This is a genomic window from Arenibacter algicola (genome assembly GCF_018860365.1).
Taxonomy (GTDB): Bacteria; Bacteroidota; Bacteroidia; order Flavobacteriales; family Flavobacteriaceae; genus Arenibacter; species Arenibacter algicola_B.
Map to the genome: position 1 here is coordinate 34579 of NZ_JAHKPO010000014.1, position 17274 is coordinate 51852.

Here is a 17274-nt window from a genome sequence, read left to right on the forward strand (position 1 = left end):
CATAACCAAACATGAGAAACGGTCTAAGAGCCTTTTTTATCCATTTTTTTGTAACCGTATTTTTTATAATTGTAGCGCTAGCCTATTTCCATCCAGTACTTCAGGGGAAGGTGATAGAGCAATCCGATATTGTCCAGTTTACGGGAATGGCCAAGGAACAAAACGATTTTCGAAAGAAAACTGGAGAGGAACCGTATTGGACCAATAGCGCCTTCGGCGGAATGCCCACTTATCAATTGGGAGCCTATTATCCACATGATTATGTAAAAAAGTTGGATCGGATTATCCGATTTTTACCTAGACCAGCAGATTATCTTTTTATATATCTTATCGGTTTTTATATTTTGCTATGCTGTCTCAAGGTAGATTACAAGTTGGCGGTGCTGGGAGCACTGGCCTTTGGTTTCTCTACCTATATGATTATTATATTGGGGGTAGGGCACAACGCAAAGGCGCATGCTATTGGCTATATGCCTATGCTCTTAGGGGGAATAATTTTGGTGTTTAGGAAGAAATACCTCTGGGGGTTTCTCCTAACGGCCATTGCCATGGCCTTGGAAGTCGGTGCCAACCACTACCAGATGACCTACTACTTTATGTTGTTGGTGCTTATTCTTGGGGGTGTATATCTAGTGGATGCCATTAAGAAAAAGAAATTGAAACATTTTGGTATTTCGGTCGGAATCCTGGTTTTGGCGGTGTTGTTGGGAATAGCCGCCAATGCTACTGGTCTAATGGCGACAAAGGAATATGCGGATTGGAGTACAAGGGGAAAATCGGACCTTACCATAACTGCCAATGGAGAGCCCAAAGAAAGCGGTTCTGGCCTGGACCGGGAATATATTACGCAATATAGTTACGGCATTGTAGAATCCTTGAATTTATTCGTGCCAAGACTTTTTGGCGGTTCCGGAGGCGAGGATCTGGGAGCCGATTCCAAAACCTATACTTTTTTAACGGAGAACGGAATATCCAGGACCAAGGCATTGGATTTTACCAGTGCTTTGCCACTTTATTGGGGAGACCAGCCTATTGTTGCCGCCCCTGCCTATATTGGGGCCGTTGTGTTCTTTCTCTTTGTTCTGGGGCTATTTTTGGTTAAGGGAAAAGTAAAATGGTGGCTTTTGGGAGGTACTATAATGGCACTACTTCTTTCATGGGGCAAAAATTTTGGTCTTCTTACGGATGTAATGATCGATTATTTTCCGTTGTACAATAAATTTAGAGCGGTGTCATCCATTCAGGTCATTCTGGAACTTTGCGTTCCTGTTTTGACCATCCTTGCTTTGGTACAACTTTTTGATCCCAAAGAGGATACTTCCAAGAAACTAAAGGACTTAAAATTAACGCTTTTCATTACTTTGGGTATCGGAGTACTTCTTTTTCTGGTCAAGGGAATGTTTAGTTTTACCGGACAGAGCGATGAAACCTATCGCCAGTATTATGGCGATGACATTGTCTCCTTAATTGTGGCAGATAGGAAGGCCGTTTACAATGCGGACATTTTTAGGTCACTGATCTATGTCGCTTTGGCTGCTCTTGTTGTTTGGTTCTATTTAAAGAATAAATTGAAACAGAATTTGGTGATTGTTCTGTTGGGGGTGCTGGTAGTGTTCGATTTGGTAGGGGTTGCCAAGCGCTATGTAAATGAGGACGATTTTGTAGCCCAACGAAGAATGCTGGAACCTTTTCAGGAAACTGAAATGGACAAGCAGATTGCCAAGGATACTTCCATTTTTCGGGTGTACGACCCTTCCGAGATCGGCGGGGGAGGCCGTACTGCCTATTTTCACCAATCCATTTGGGGCTACCATGCTGCTAAACCGGCGGGAATCCAAGATTTGTTCGACTTTCACATTTCCAAGAACAACGTTCGGGTTTTAAGTATGCTCAATGTAAAATATGTGGTACAGCAAGATGAAGAGGGCAGGAGCTATCCGGCATTAAATCCTGATGCCAATGGCAACGCATGGTTTATAGATGAATTGGTGCCGGTTTATAATGCCAATGACGAAATAATGGCCTTGAATACTCTGGATGTAAAGCACAAAGCTGTTTTTGACAAATCAAAATTTGCAGATATAAAGGAGCTCAATTATAAGACGGACTCTACTGCGAGTATAAGGCTTACTCAATATAAGCCTAACCATTTAACCTATAGTTCCAATAATGCCAATCCTGGTGTTGCCGTATTTTCCGAAATGTACTATCCACATGGCTGGAATGCCTATATCGACGGGAAATTGAAAGAGCATTTTGAGGTAAATTATGTGCTCAGGGCAATGGAAATTCCTGCGGGAACACATAAAATTGAGTTTAAGTTTGAGCCTAGCCTTATTAAGGTTGGAGGCAACATAACTATGGCAAGCTCAATAATCTTGATCTTGGTGTTCTTTTTTGGAATTGGTCATGCTTTTTGGGGTTCTAGGAAAAAACCAGCGGCTTAATGCAGAAGGTACTCATCATCACGTATTATTGGCCTCCGGCAGGTGGACCTGGAGTACAGCGATGGTTGAAGTTTGTGAAATACCTTAGGGATTATGATATAGAACCTATTGTATATATTCCGGAAAACCCCAATTATCCCATAATAGACGAATCTTTAGTGGATGAAGTACCGGCAGGTGTAAAAATATATAAAAAGCCCATTTATGAACCTTATGGCTTTGCTCGAATATTTTCCAAAAAAAAGACCAAAAAGATCAGCGCTGGAATAATCAATTCCAAAAATCAATCTGTTGTAGAAAAAGCGTTGTTATGGATACGGGGTAATCTGTTTATTCCCGATGCCAGAAAATTTTGGATAAAACCTTCCGTTGATTTTTTGGTGGATGTCCTTGAAAAAGAAAACATTGGAACCGTTATAACAACCGGCCCTCCACATAGTCTGCATCTTATTGGCCTTGAACTAAAAAACCGTACCAAAATTAGGTGGATAACGGACTTTAGGGATCCGTGGACCTCGATCGGCTATCATAAAAAATTGAAACTGACCAAGGCTTCCCAAGCAAGGCATAAACAGCTGGAGCACTTGGTGCTAAATAAAGCCGATAAGATAATTGTGACCAGTGATACAACAAGACGGGAGTTTTCCAATATAACCCAACAACCTATTACTGTTATCACCAATGGGTATGATACAACCCTGGGCGGTTCCGTGGCTTTGGATGTCGATTTTACCATTTCCCATATAGGGTCACTGCTTACAGGGAGGAACCCCTTGAATCTTTGGAAGGCCATATCAGAATTAATTCAGGAATACCCGGATTTTAAAAAATGTTTCAAATTGCAATTGGCGGGAGTCATTAGTTCGGATGTATTGGAAAGTATCTATTTCTATGGACTTCAATCGTATACCAAATTATTGGGCTATATTTCGCACGATGAGGCACTCCAATATCAAAGAAAGTCACAAGTGCTGTTGTTGATAGAGATCGATTCTGAAGAGACCCAAGGTATTATTCCGGGAAAAGTATTTGAGTATATGGCGTCAAAAAGGCCTATCTTGGGTGTAGGTCCAACCAACTGGGAGGTTGGAGATCTAATTGCAGGATCCAAAACGGGGGAGACCTATACCTATGCCCAGTTGGGTGAATTAAAAAGTACCCTGTTGCAATGGTTTCAAGAATATAAAAAAGATCAATTGGTTTTGCCTCAGGCAGAGGTTGAACAATATCACAGAAGGGAATTAACGGCAAAGTTGTCCAGGTATTTAGCATGGGAATAGTCTTAAAACAATCATTGAACAATACTTTGATTACCTATGGTGGCTTTGCCATAGGGGCCTTGAACCTACTTTTTCTATATACACGGTTTTTATCGGACGAATATTTTGGCTTGGTCAATGTAATACTGTCCGCATCGTCCGTTTTAATGCCGCTATTGGCATTTGGGATTCCAAACACCTTGGTCAAATATTATTCGGGTTTCCAGGAACTTAATGGGAAGGATGGTTTTTTGACCCTTATGGTTTTCTTACCGCTAATACTTATTGTACCTATTGGGGCCATTTCCTACCTGGCCAATGAGACCATTGGTAATTTCTTGTCCAAGGAGAACCCAATAGTGAAAGGGTATGTATGGCATATTTTCATTATTGGTGTGGCCATGGCCTATTTTGAAGTGTTTTACGCATGGGCCAAGGTTCAGATGAAATCGGTTTTTGGGAACTTTATGAAGGAGGTATTCAGCAGAATAGTGATTACATTTCTACTTCTGTTGGTTTATTGGGACCTGATTTCGGTACTGACCTTTCTCAATGCCATGGTAGGGATGTATATCCTTAGGACGCTTATAATGCAGATCTACGCTTTAAGGTCGCTACGATTAAAGTTGGATTTTAATTTTCCTGCAAACAGCCGTGAAATTATAAATTATAGTACCCTAATTATATTGGGCGGATCTGCCGCAATAGTTCTGTTGGAGGTAGACAAGGTGATGATCAATCAATTTATAGAAATTAAAAATGTAGCCTATTACAGTGTTGCAGGATATATAGCAACCGTCATTGCCGTTCCGTCCAGGTCTATGCACAACATTACTTATCCCTTAACTGCGGAAATACTTCATAAAAAGGATATGAAGGCTCTTAAAACATTATATCAAAAGAGCTCGCTTACCTTGTTTATAGTATCTGGGCTCATATTTATTTTGATTATTCTAAATCTAAATGATTTGTACAATTTATTGCCCGAATCCTATCGTGGCGGATATGCAATTGTTTTTATCATTGGATTTGCCAGAGTATATGATGCCCTTTTGGGCAACAATAATGCTATAATGTACAATTCGGATTTTTATAGGGCATTGCTCCTTATGGGGGTTGCCTTGGCAATCCTAACCATTTTGTTGAACCTATGGCTTATTCCAAAATACGGCTTGGACGGTGCGGCCATAGCTAGTTTTATGGCTTTTTTTATTTACAATACCATAAAATTGGGTTTTGTTAAATTAAAATTTGGTATTCAACCAATTACAAAGGAGACTTTTAAAGTTGTTTTTCTTCTCGTTATACTATCTGCCATTTTTTACTTTGTATCGTTTCCATTCCATCCATTCGTGAACATTGCCCTAAGGGGTATGTTGATTCTGCTTGGTTATGTTTTTGTTTTATATCGCTTCAGAATTTCCGAAGACGTATTTGGGGCCATTTCATTTTATTTGGGAAAGTTGGGGAGGAAAAAATAGGACAAGGTGGATTATCTCTAGGACAGGCCTTACATTCATTAAGCGAAAAGCATTTTTAATATTTCGAAGAACGGGTTGGAGCACACCAATCTCACTAAGAAAGTAAAACCCCGCAGGAACGAATTCGCTGCGGGGCTAAACAACTAACCAACCTAAAAACTATTTTTAATTACTTCTAGAACTTCTTCCTCTTGTGGAAGCCGTTGAAACTTTTCTTGCACTGCTGGAAGATGACTTTGTCACCGACCTTTTTACAGTACTTTTCGACTGTACATTTGGTCGTTTTACAGTAGTATTCCTTACAGATGAACCGCTATTGCTTCTACTTGAAGAACTTCTACTTATCGAAGTATTTCTAGGGCTTCTGTTAACTTCCTTTTTTACCACTGTTCTGGTATTTCCGGAAGGTCTGGATACAACTGCTTTGCTCCTTGTTACAGAACTTCCATTGCCATTACTACTCCTTGTATTGGTTGTTCTACTTACGGTTCTTTGAACATTGCCCTTATTATTTGGGCGGATCGAAGAACTTCTGGAAACTGATCTGTCATTTCTAGAACTTGGTGTACTGCTTCTTACAGTAGTACTTCTCTTTACCGTACCGTTTCCATTGCTACGTTGAGTGGTAGATCTTGAAACATTATTGTTTCTGCCACTAACATTGTTGCTTCTGGATGTAGTACTTCTGGAAACAGTGTTATTTTTTCTTAACCCATCATTTCTACTTGCAACGGACCTGTTGGATCTTAGGTTACTGTTATTTCTATACCCATTATCCCTAACGGCAACTCGTTTGTCGTTTCTATAAATGGTACTTCTCTTATTATGATGCCCTTTGTCGTATTTGTAATGGTGACCTATTTTAGCATATGCTTTTCTGTGGTTGTGATGATATGGCCTATAGTAGGTATATCTTACAGGTTGGTAATACCTTCTGTAAGGGCTACCAAATACTAGACTAAAGCCTAAGGCCGGTCTTACGAAAAAGCTGTGGAAAGGGCTATACACATAATGCCTGTTATAGACATTAATGAACCCCCTGTGGTGGCTGTAAAGCCCACGGTTGTTGTAGTACACATAAAGACCACCAACTCTGGATACCCTGCCACTATTATAGTTGATATCTACCTCCCCAATTTGGGTTACCCTACCGTAGTAATCATAGTATATGGGAACATTCTCAACCTGTATAACTGCACCGTAATCGTCATACTGTACATAAGGGTTGTAATCGTAACCTGAATTGAAAGTAATATTGGTATGTCCAAAATTTACATTAGCATTCACGCCACCTCTATTGTCAATATAGAAATCGAACTCCCCATCAGGATAAACTGAAAATGTAATGCCATTTTCAACAAAAATAAATGAGTTGTTGTTTCTATAAGAATTGCTTGTGGCAACCTTATCTTCCACTGAAGCTGCCTTGGAACCCGAAGTACCTAATATAAGCGCTGTAAAAAGGAGTATTAAATTTCTCATGATATAAGGTTTTAATTTTGAATGCAACTATTTACATTCAATTTGTATATACCAAACAGCATGCCAAAAAATCAATTAATAATTTAATATATTGATTTTTAGATGTTTATAATTTATTTGTTTATAACCTTGTGAAGGAAATAGGTTGAAGGAAAAATAAACCGGTGGGCAAAAGCCATTGGCAAATAGCCAAGAGCCAATAGCCTATAGCCAAAAGTTTTAAACCAACGACTATATCTAATTGGGCAGTTTTTCTTTTAAATACTTTGCCGTGTAGGAAGCTTTGTTCTTTGCAACAATTTCAGGGGTTCCCTGCGCCAATAGTTGTCCTCCCTTATTTCCTCCGTCCGGGCCTAGGTCTATGATGTAATCGGCACATTTTATCAAGTCTATGTTGTGCTCTATTACAATTATGGAATGTCCTTTGCCGATCAATGCATCAAACGATTTAAGCAATTTTTTAATATCGTGGAAATGGAGACCTGTTGTGGGCTCGTCAAAAATAAATAGGGCTTTGTCCTTGGTGTTCCCTTTTACTAGAAATGAGGCCAGCTTAATACGCTGCGCTTCCCCTCCTGAAAGGGTGGAGGAAGATTGTCCCAAGGTGACATATCCCAGCCCAACATCTTGAAGTGGCTTTAGCTTGGTTACAATTTTGGATTGATTGTTTTTGTCAAAGAAATCTACGGCATCATCAATGGTCATATTAAGGACATCATCTATATTGGCGTCTTCAAATTTCACTTCCAAAACTTCTTTTTTGAACCTTTTTCCGTTGCAGGTTTCGCATTCCAAATGCACATCGGCCATGAATTGCATTTCTACGGTAATCTCTCCTTCGCCTTTACATTTTTCACACCTGCCACCGTCAACATTAAAAGAAAAATGTTTGGGCTGATACCCTCTTAATTTGCTTAATTTCTGGTTGGCAAAAAGATTACGGATATCGTCATAAGCCTTAATGTAGGTTACGGGGTTGGATCTGGAAGAACGACCAATTGGGTTTTGATCAACGTATTCTACGTGCTTTAAGGATTGAAATTTACCTTCCATGGAACTGTATTGCCCGGCTTTCTCACCGTAGCCTCCAAGTTCCTTTAGAACTATAGGATATAGAAGCTTTTTTACCAAAGTACTTTTTCCACTTCCCGATACTCCGGTAATGACTGTTAAGACGTTTAAAGGAAAGGTAACATCAATATTTTTAAGGTTATTTTCCCGAGCTCCCTTTATTTCTATGTAATTTTTGAAAGGTCTTCTTGTTTTTGGTACTGCAATTTCCATTTTACCGTTAAGGTAAGCCGCCGTAAGGGAATTGGATTTAAGAATTTCATCCATGGTGCCATGGGCAACCACCTCTCCGCCATGCGTGCCCGCCTCCGGGCCAATATCGATAACCTCATCTGCAGCCTTCATAATGTCTTCATCATGTTCCACTACAATTACGGTATTGCCCAAGTCCCGCAACGATTTTAGTACGGTTATTAGATTCTCGGTATCTTTTGGGTGAAGGCCAATACTGGGTTCGTCCAATATGTACATTGAGCCTACCAAGCTGCTTCCCAATGAAGTTGCCAAATTTATTCGTTGACTTTCCCCACCGGACAAGGAATTGGATTTTCTGTTCAACGTTAAATAACTAAGTCCTACATTATTAAGAAACCCCAATCTACTTTCTATTTCCCTAAGTAATCTGTTGGCAATTTTCTCTTCGTTATAATTAAGTTTAATGTGGTTAAAGAAGCCGATAAGATCTTCTATTGGGAATTCCACAAGGTCGGAAATAGATTTCCCCGAAACTTTTACATAGTCGGTTTCCTTCCTTAAACGCCTTCCCTTACAAGTACTGCATTTGGTTTTGCCCCGATATCGGGATAGCATTACCCGATTCTGTATTTTATAGCTTTTTTCTTCTAGGCCTTCAAAGAATTTATGGATACCGGTAAAATAGCTGTTTCCTTCCCAAACTAGTTGCTTTTGCTCATCGGATAGCTGATACCAAGGTTTATGGATAGGGAAATCGAATTTATAAGCTACATTCACCAATTCATCCCTGTACCATCCCATACTTTCCCCTCGCCAAGGAAAAATTGCGTTTTCATAAACCGAGAGTGAGGTGTTGGGAATAACCAGGTCTTCATCTATTCCTATAACATCCCCATAGCCCTCACATTTGGGACATGCCCCATAAGGGTTGTTGAAACTGAACAAATGAACATTGGGTTCTAGGAATTGCATTCCGTCCAATTCAAATTTATTGCTAAAATGGGTATTTTGGCCAGTTGCCAGGTCCTGAACAATACATTCGCCCTTTCCTTCAAAAAAGGCCGTATCTATGGCATTGCCCAATCTATTGAAGAAGTCCTCGTCGTTTTTATATATAATTCGGTCTACCACCAGTTCAAATTCCCGGCCTATATCCTTTAGGTCCTCATCTATCCTAGTAACCTCTCCATTGTACAATATTCTTGCAAATCCCTGCTTGGAAAATAATTGGAGCGATTTATAGGGGTCTCTATCGGCACTTATTTTAATAGGGGCAAGCAAAAGTAATTTTGTGCCTTCTTCAAAGGTTTTAATATGCTCAACTACGTCCGAAACAGTATGTTTTTTAACCTCATTGCCCGAAATTGGGGAAAAAGTTTTCCCAATACGCGCGAACATTAACTTTAAATAGTCATAGATTTCAGTAGTGGTTCCCACGGTAGATCTAGGATTGGTAGAATTTACCTTTTGTTCAATGGCAATGGCCGGAGCTATACCTTTAATATAATCCACTTTGGGCTTGTCCAACTTTCCTAAAAACTGCCTGGCATAGGAGGAGAGACTTTCAACATATCTTCTTTGTCCTTCGGCATAAAGGGTGTCAAAGGCCAAACTTGATTTTCCCGAACCGGACAGCCCCGTAATGACCACTAGTTTATTACGTGGTATTACAACGTCGATATTCTTTAAATTATGGAGCTTTGCCCCTTTAATTATAATATTATGCTTGGGATTAACGTCTGTTATAGTGGTCATGCTCGTATTTAAGTTTGCAAAGATACGATATGTGAGTTTTATTAGCTAGTAGCCTTTGTCTTACAACTAAATTATATTCATTGAAGGAAAGTAGTAAGATTCGATTTAATTTTTTTTATATTTGATGCATAATAAACCCTAAATAGCCTATACGTAACAAAATTACTTTTTTAAAATTTTGCTCAAAATGCACTTGTAACACAAAACAGGTCTGGCATTTTAGCCTCAAAAAAGTAATTTGTATGGAACTATTAATAGAAGATTCAGTACTAGTAAAAGACTACATGAACGGGGACGAAAGAGCCCTGGAAAAACTAATTGACCGCCACAACCAGCGACTTAGCAGTTTTATTTATTCCAAAGTACAAGATCGGGAAATTACAGAAGATATTTTTCAAGATACCTTTATAAAGGTTATAAGAACCCTAAAGAAGGGTAATTATAATGAAGAAGGAAAATTTCTGCCTTGGGTAATGCGTATTTCGCATAATCTAATAATCGATTATTTTAGGAAGAATAAACGAATGCCCAGATTTGAAGGCAGCAATGATTTTAATATCTTCTCCATAATTAGCGATGATCAGTTAAATGCTGAAAGGAGACTTATTAAGGACCAGATAGATCAGGATCTGACACTTCTTATCAAGGAATTACCGAAAGACCAGATGGAAGTTCTGGAAATGCGCTTATATAAGGATATGAGCTTTAAGGAAATATCTGAAAATACAGGGGTTAGTATTAACACAGCCTTGGGCAGAATGCGCTATGCACTTATCAACCTTCGGAAGATTGTAGAAAAGAACAACATTATTTTAACGAATTAATAGGCCTTACAACCGCTTTTGGTTAATTTCTTCATAACACTTGCGTTATTTGACAATAACAATATATTATTATGGGGAAATTCAACGTTACTACTAAGAACAATTGTAAACTAATGTCTACACGTAGGTCCAAAATAGATTTTTTGTTGAATTACTCTAAATCACTTTATATCATTAAATGCGATAAGTGTAAGGATGAATTGGATGAGCATTGCTTAAACTAGAGGCTTACAACAGTTTTATCAATAGTATGTGCTTACCCATGTATTTAAGTAATGGTTTACTTAAATACATGGGTAATTAGTTTTAAAAAGCTATACCTTAATAAGTATACTCCCAGGATTTCATTTCACAATGTAATACCCTGCCCATTAATTTTATAACCAGGGTATCCTTATAGTAGGACCATTAGAATAAACTGTACGTGTTTTCTTTATTCATTAATATATAGGTTATTCTATCTTTCCAGCAGCTGATAATAATAAATAGTCTTACCAATAATTCCTTTAGGCCCTTTCAACTTCATTTTTGACCAATTATTATGCGTAAAATAAGAAAATTGGCATTTGACATCAATTAACGGGGGTTTTACAACATAGTTTTTTGCACACCTTACCATTTATATACTTTTATCCTGTTGCTAATTAATAATGAAGATTTAAAGTCTTCAAAAAAAAGAAGTAATAAAAAAAAAGTCCGAACCGAAAGGGGAGGCCCCCTAGTTTAACCAAAAACAATATTTTGTATGGAACTGCAAATAGATGACTCAGTATTAGTAAAGGATTACATTAACGGTAATGAAAAAGCTTTAGAGGTTTTGATCAACAGGCACAACCAACGTATTAGTAGCTTTATTTATTCTAAGGTATTGGACCGGGATGTTTCAGAGGACATTTTTCAGGATACCTTTATTAAAGTGATTAAAACCTTAAAAAAGGGAAATTATAGCGAGGAAGGTAAGTTTTTGCCTTGGGTAATGAGAATAGCCCACAACTTGGTAATTGATCACTTTAGAAGAAACAAAAGAATGCCAATGTTTGAAGGGAATGATGATTTCAATATCTTTTCCGTAATTGGTGATGATAAACTTAATGTAGAAAAACAACTTATCAAGGATCAAATAGATTCTGATCTTACATTATTAATAGAAGAATTACCGGACGATCAAAAAGAAGTTCTTTTAATGCGTATTTACAGAGACATGAGCTTTAAGGAAATCTCTGAAAACACTGGGGTTAGTATCAATACGGCCTTGGGAAGAATGAGATACGCACTTATAAACCTTAGAAAAATTATTGAAAAACATAATATCGTTTTAACGAATTAATAGGTCATAGGACGAACCGGACAATATTTCCATTTTAGTAGCGTTATCTTATCATAACAATACTATAATCTTATGGAAAAAATTTACTCTGAGAATCAACACAAGTGTAAACTTGCCAAAGCGAGTCCTGAAACTATAAAGTTTTTGATTGGCTATTCCAAATCTTTGCAAATAGTTGAATATAGTAATATTCAATTCGAAAATAATTTAAACTAGACTAAAAAATCCCAACTCCTAGTTGGGATTTTTTGTTTTGTAGTAGGCATCCAAAACCTTTTTTCTTCCTATTGTTTTGGTTATTATGTCTTTTTCCAAATTCCACCCTCTCGCAGGGGAATATTCCCTTCCGTACCAAATTATCTGTAAATGAAGATCGTTCCATAACTCTTTTGGGAATAATCTTTTCGCGTCTCTTTCTGTTTGTACCACATTTTTACCATTGGAAAACCCCCATCTGTACATGAGTCTATGTATATGGGTATCCACGGGAAAAGCCGGTATGCCAAATGCTTGGGAAACCACTACGCTCGCAGTTTTGTGTCCAACTGCCGGGAATTGTTCCAATAATTCGATATCTTGAGGAACTTGTCCGTCATATTTTTCAATCAGGATTTTAGAAAGCCCATAAATTCCTTTGGATTTCATGGGTGATAGTCCAACCGGTTTAATAATTTCCCTTATTTCATCTGCCGTCATTTTTACCATATCGTATGGATTGTCTGCCTTGGCAAATAGTATCGGAGTTATCTGATTGACCCTAACATCGGTACTTTGTGCGGACAATAATACTGCAATCAGCAGGGTGTAAGGGTCTTTGTGGTCTAGAGGAACTGGAATGGTGGGATATATTGTTTGTAAAGTTTCAATGGTAAAGTTTACTTTTTCCGCTTTCGTCATTTATTGCGTAATTTTATAAAAATATAATTATGGAAACGCCCTTTCTTTTGGGTGTGTTTTTAAATATAAATTTACTTAAAATATAACTATGAATACTTTAAAAGTAGGGGACAAGGTACCCGCATTTTCGGCTAAGGATGAAAACGGCAATGATATTAAGCTTTCCGACTATAAGGGTAAAAAACTAATTGTCTTTTTCTATCCAAAGGCAAGTACTCCCGGGTGTACCGCTGAGGCCTGTAATTTGAGGGATAATTATACCGAACTAAAAGCACAGGGTTATGAGCTGCTAGGTGTTAGTGCCGACTCACAAAAACGTCAATTAAATTTTAAAAATAAATATCAATTTCCCTTTCCGTTGTTAGCGGATGAAGACCATACCATCCTCAATATTTTTGGGGTTTGGGGGCCAAAACAGTTTATGGGAAAAAAATATGATGGTATTCACAGAATGACTTTTGTTATTGATGGGGACGGAGTTGTAGAAAAGGTAATAGATAAGGTCAAGACCAAAGACCACGCTGCACAAATTCTATAAATGCTGATACAAGCACAAGGGGCTGTAATTATCCAAAAGATTATTACAGCCCCTTACATTAAAACCCTGGTAAATTAGGCTTTTTCCTGTTCTTCCTCTATGGGTTTACGGATGAAAAGTTTCTTCTTTTTTATTATTTCCGCTATGCCCTCAGGAAGTACGGATTCCCAACCTTCTTCTCCGTTGATTATTTTTTTGAGTACATCCCTGGAGAAAACATGTAGTATTTCCGGATCGTAATCTATAATGTCCATCACCTTTCCATTGTATTTGAAGAATTTGTACAATTCTTTCATTCTAGGGTGGACTTTTATGGTGTTACTGGTCATAATTTGCCCGGTTTCCTCGTTGCGCATTGGGTACAAGTAAACTTTAAGATCTTTAAAGAATAATTTACCAAAAGCCTCTAGGATACCCCCACTAAGATGACGGTAGTATTTTTCATCAAAAATATCGACCAAATTGTTTACCCCCATGGTAAGACCTATCTTGGATTTGGTATAATTGCTAAAATATTCAACAAGTTTAAAGTACTCCTGAAATTTCGAAATCATTACCGTATGGCCCAAAGAACATAATAGTTCTGCCCGATCCATAAAATCCTGTTCATCTATTTCCCCGGAAGCACGAAGGTTGGAAAGGGTAATTTCAAAAATAACAACGGTATTTTCCTCCTCAACACTGGGCTCCCTGATAAATATTTCATAGGATTTTTTAAACATGTCCATATTAACCATGGTCACTGGTCTAAAGCTACCACGTAAGGCCAAAATATTTTTTTTGTAAAGAATGGTCGCCGGCAAAAGATTATTGCCATCGGGTCCAAACATTACCGCATCGGTCATATCATTTTTAACGAGCTGTAAACTCATTAACCTATTATCGACTTCAGTAAAATTTGGTCCTGAAAAATTAACCATATCTATTTCAACCGTATCCTTGTCGATATGGTCATAAAGGTATTTAAGTAATTTTCTAGGCTTATCGTATTTGTAAAATGCACCGTAAATAAGGTTGACCCCAACTATACCCAAGGTTTCCTGTTGTAACCTCGCTTCATTTTGTTTAAAGCGAATATGTAGGATAATTTCGTTTAATTCTTTTTGTTTGGGATCCAATTGATATCGGATTCCGATCCATCCATGGCCTTTATATCTCTTGGAGAAATCAATAGTAGCAACGGTATTGGCATAGGAAAAAAACAATCTGTCGGGGTGTTTTTCCCGGCTTATCCTATTGTCCATGTTCTCCATTTCATGGGCCAACATCTTTTTTAACCTGGACTGGGTCACGTATCTACCGTCTTCCTCTATACCGTAAATAGCATCACTAAAATCCTTGTCGTACGCACTCATTGCTTTAGCAATGGTACCCGAAGCACCGCCCGACCTAAAAAAGTGCGCGGAAGTTTCCTGCCCTGCACCTATTTCAGAAAATGTACCGTAAATATCAGGATTCAAATTTATCCTTAAAGTTTTTGCCTTAATGGACGGGACATTGGTAAAAGCGATTTCCTTCTTAAAAATATTGGACATAGTGTCTTATTTACTTGTAGCAAAGTTAAAAAGTTTGGGCTATCTATTAAATAAAATAGTTATAAATTTGGATTAAATAGATGTAAGATTGAAAATAACTTTTCTAGGTACTGGAACATCACAGGGAATCCCCGTAATTGGGAGCAAACACCCTGTTTGTTTAAGCAATAATTCCAAGGATAAAAGGCTGCGGGTTTCGGTAATGGTTTCTTGGGATTCGTATAATTATGTAATAGATTGTGGCCCCGATTTTAGACAGCAAATGCTTACCAACAATGTGGTAAAGATAGATGGAATTTTGTTTACCCATGAACATTCCGATCATACCGCAGGAATAGATGATATAAGACCATTTTTTTTCAGACAAGGGGATATTCCTATCTACGCCCATGAACGGGTTGTTACTTCTATAAAACAACGGTTCGATTATATATTCGCCGATGAAAATAGATATCCTGGGGCCCCTGCCGTTGAGATCAATACTATTAAAAATAATAAGCCGTTTAGGATTGGAAACTTAATGGCCATACCTGTAGAGGCGCAACACAATAGATTACAGGTTTTTGGGTTTAGAATACAGGACTTTGTATATCTAACCGATGTAAAAAGTATGGAAAAAGAAGAAATGGAAAAAATAAAGGGGGTAAAAACCTTGGTAATCAATGCCTTGCGAATAGAGCCCCACCATTCACATTTCAATTTGGAGGAAGCTTTGGAATTTATTGATATAGTGAAGCCTAAAACGGCTTATTTGACCCATATAAGCCACTTATTGGGTTTTCATGATGAGGTTGAGAAACAGCTTCCGGATAATGTGCATTTGGCCTATGACAATCTGGTTATAGAGGTTTAAACAGCCTTATATATCTGGGTTAATGGAAATATTTCAACTTAAAACAATTTTATTAAACCAATTAAATAGAAAATAAGGGAATGAAACATAAGATTTACTTGTATTTGTTCATATTCGTTGCACTAATAGCACTTTACCAATTTGTAAGTACCAATAACATGGTGAAGACAAAAAACACCAAAATAGAAGCCCAGGAGGAGAAGCTTTCCCAGTTGGAGGATTCTATACAGAAATTACATATAAAGGTTTTGGACAATCAATATTTTTCTTTGGAAAATAATGATGACGCCTTGGCCTATTACGATCATTTAAATTTAAAGGATCCCAGCCTCTATATTTCGGATAAATTATTGGAGACCAATGAAAGTAAAGGTGATAATCCGCTAATCCCTTATGAGGGTATGGAAAATGATTTTAAAATAAACAAAATCAACATTTTAAACCATAAATGGATTTTGGCCGATTTCTCAGATGGGAAATATTGGGGAGAAGTATTGATCAAGTATGAACTTAAGGATGATCTGGGTGTGGATTTTTCTTTGATGGACCATTTATTGTATACCCGCAGCAATTAAATTTTGCCCTGTAGCCACGACTTGAAAGAGTAGAAATTTTGAGGGGCCACACCATGGCCAACAGGGAATTCCTCATATACATAATCTATATTTAGATCTTTTAAAATAGCGGGGGCTTGCTGCGCCCAAGCAACAGGAATTACCTGATCTACACTTCCGTGGGAGACATAGATTTTTAGATTTTTGAAGTCGTTTTCCTTATAATTCTTCAACATAAGGTTTTCATTGATATAACCGCTCAGGGCAATTACATTTTTGACCAACTCTGGGTAGGACAGGGCTACCGCATAACTTAGGATGGTGCCTTGGCTGAACCCTAATAGGGTTACATTTTTTTCGTCCAGTCCATAGGTTCTGCAAGCTTCCTCTATAAATACTTTAATTTTATCCCTGGAGAGAACCGCTTCTTCCTCATTGTTCCATTTGCCTTTTTCTGCTTCAAAGTTAATGGCATACCAAGCATTGCCATAGGGTTGCATAGGGTAGGGGGCCCTAACGGATATGATGCAAAGTTCTTTAGGGAGTTCGGAGGCAAAGGAAAACAGATCTTCCTCATTGCTTCCATAGCCGTGGAACATAAAGAGTACTGGGGGCTTGCCCTCGTTACTATTTGAAGGTCTAATAAGGTGTTCCAATGAAAGGGGAGCTGTAGTCATTTTAAGATATAAAAGTGAACCATTTTTGAAAATAGGGACCAAGTACAGGAACTTCTTGTTTCTTGTTGTTCAAGGCTCCCAGAAAGCCGTAGAACCAAAGTACTATATAAAAAACATAAAGGCCATACCAGGCATATTCGTTGTACCAATTGCTTAAAAAGATAGCAAAGCCAAGGAAAACGAGATGCAATCCAAATGCCTGCCGGGTATGAAACCGGGCAAACTCGTTCTTGGGGTCCGAATTCATCGAAATGGCAATCAACGCCCCAACCATTGTGAGGTAAGCCACAATTGCCGTAGTCTTTCCTTCCTTAATAACATTATCCATAGAGGCAAAGTTAGTCAAGTTTAAAATTTGAACAAAAAAAGAGGCCCTTAT

General features: G+C 38.0%; 14 protein-coding genes. 8 read left to right on the forward strand and 6 right to left on the reverse strand.

Features of this window, described 5'->3' with window-relative positions; all coding sequences use genetic code 11:
• Positions 1-11 precede the first annotated feature (11 nt).
• From KO529_RS11435 to KO529_RS11445, 3 genes are read left to right on the forward strand one after another with little or no spacing between them, the layout of a single operon-like run.
• Positions 12-2447, forward strand: a complete 2436-nt coding sequence (locus tag KO529_RS11435; RefSeq protein ID WP_215948019.1) for a YfhO family protein — start codon at positions 12-14, stop codon at positions 2445-2447.
• A complete protein-coding gene (locus tag KO529_RS11440; RefSeq protein ID WP_215948020.1) occupies positions 2447-3727 on the forward strand; it encodes a glycosyltransferase family 4 protein in 1281 nt (426 codons plus the stop codon). Before KO529_RS11435 ends, KO529_RS11440 begins: the two co-directional genes overlap by 1 nt.
• The gene (locus KO529_RS11445; protein WP_215948021.1) at positions 3718-5187 is read left to right on the forward strand and encodes an oligosaccharide flippase family protein; all 1470 of its coding nucleotides are present in this window, start codon (positions 3718-3720) and stop codon (positions 5185-5187) included. The genes KO529_RS11440 and KO529_RS11445 overlap by 10 nt, the downstream gene beginning before the upstream one ends.
• Positions 5188-5352: 165 nt before the next feature.
• Here the strand turns inward: KO529_RS11445 and KO529_RS11450 are convergent, their stop codons facing one another.
• Positions 5353-6669 (reverse strand): hypothetical protein, encoded by a 1317-nt coding sequence (locus KO529_RS11450; protein ID WP_215948022.1) that lies wholly within the window; start codon positions 6667-6669, stop codon positions 5353-5355.
• 237 nt (positions 6670-6906) lie between these two features.
• Complete coding sequence (gene uvrA / locus KO529_RS11455; RefSeq protein ID WP_215948023.1) at positions 6907-9690, reverse strand: excinuclease ABC subunit UvrA; 2784 nt, start codon at positions 9688-9690, stop codon at positions 6907-6909.
• A gap of 242 nt (positions 9691-9932) precedes the next feature.
• Here uvrA and KO529_RS11460 point away from each other — a divergent pair, with 242 nt between their 5' ends.
• Entirely contained in the window at positions 9933-10514 is a 582-nt protein-coding gene (locus KO529_RS11460) for an RNA polymerase sigma factor (protein ID WP_215948024.1), read from the forward strand.
• A 745-nt stretch (positions 10515-11259) separates the two neighbouring features.
• Positions 11260-11841, forward strand: a complete 582-nt coding sequence (locus KO529_RS11465; protein ID WP_031444405.1) for an RNA polymerase sigma factor — start codon at positions 11260-11262, stop codon at positions 11839-11841.
• A 234-nt stretch (positions 11842-12075) separates the two neighbouring features.
• Here the strand turns inward: KO529_RS11465 and KO529_RS11470 are convergent, their stop codons facing one another.
• On the reverse strand, positions 12076-12738 hold the full coding sequence (locus tag KO529_RS11470; RefSeq protein WP_215948025.1) for an endonuclease III domain-containing protein: 663 nt from the start codon (positions 12736-12738) through the stop codon (positions 12076-12078).
• An 88-nt stretch (positions 12739-12826) separates the two neighbouring features.
• Between KO529_RS11470 and bcp the strand changes: the two genes are divergently transcribed.
• Positions 12827-13276, forward strand: coding sequence for a thioredoxin-dependent thiol peroxidase (bcp, locus tag KO529_RS11475; protein WP_215948026.1), 450 nt, complete (start codon positions 12827-12829; stop codon positions 13274-13276).
• 74 nt (positions 13277-13350) lie between these two features.
• Here the strand turns inward: bcp and KO529_RS11480 are convergent, their stop codons facing one another.
• Positions 13351-14811: a TonB-dependent receptor gene (locus KO529_RS11480; protein ID WP_215948027.1), complete on the reverse strand. Its 1461-nt coding sequence runs from the start codon at positions 14809-14811 to the stop codon at positions 13351-13353.
• 88 nt (positions 14812-14899) lie between these two features.
• Here KO529_RS11480 and KO529_RS11485 point away from each other — a divergent pair, with 88 nt between their 5' ends.
• Both KO529_RS11485 and KO529_RS11490 read left to right on the forward strand, forming a co-directional pair.
• Positions 14900-15664, forward strand: a complete 765-nt coding sequence (locus KO529_RS11485; protein WP_215948028.1) for an MBL fold metallo-hydrolase — start codon at positions 14900-14902, stop codon at positions 15662-15664.
• 80 nt (positions 15665-15744) lie between these two features.
• Entirely contained in the window at positions 15745-16239 is a 495-nt protein-coding gene (locus KO529_RS11490; RefSeq protein WP_215948029.1) for a hydrolase, read from the forward strand.
• Here the strand turns inward: KO529_RS11490 and KO529_RS11495 are convergent.
• Both KO529_RS11495 and KO529_RS11500 read right to left on the reverse strand, forming a co-directional pair.
• Positions 16236-16895 (reverse strand): alpha/beta hydrolase, encoded by a 660-nt coding sequence (locus KO529_RS11495; protein WP_215948030.1) that lies wholly within the window; start codon positions 16893-16895, stop codon positions 16236-16238. The two genes, KO529_RS11490 and KO529_RS11495, sit on opposite strands and share 4 nt — an antisense overlap.
• Position 16896: 1 nt before the next feature.
• Positions 16897-17223, reverse strand: coding sequence for a hypothetical protein (locus KO529_RS11500; protein WP_085498161.1), 327 nt, complete (start codon positions 17221-17223; stop codon positions 16897-16899).
• Between the last annotated feature and the right edge of the window lie 51 nt (positions 17224-17274).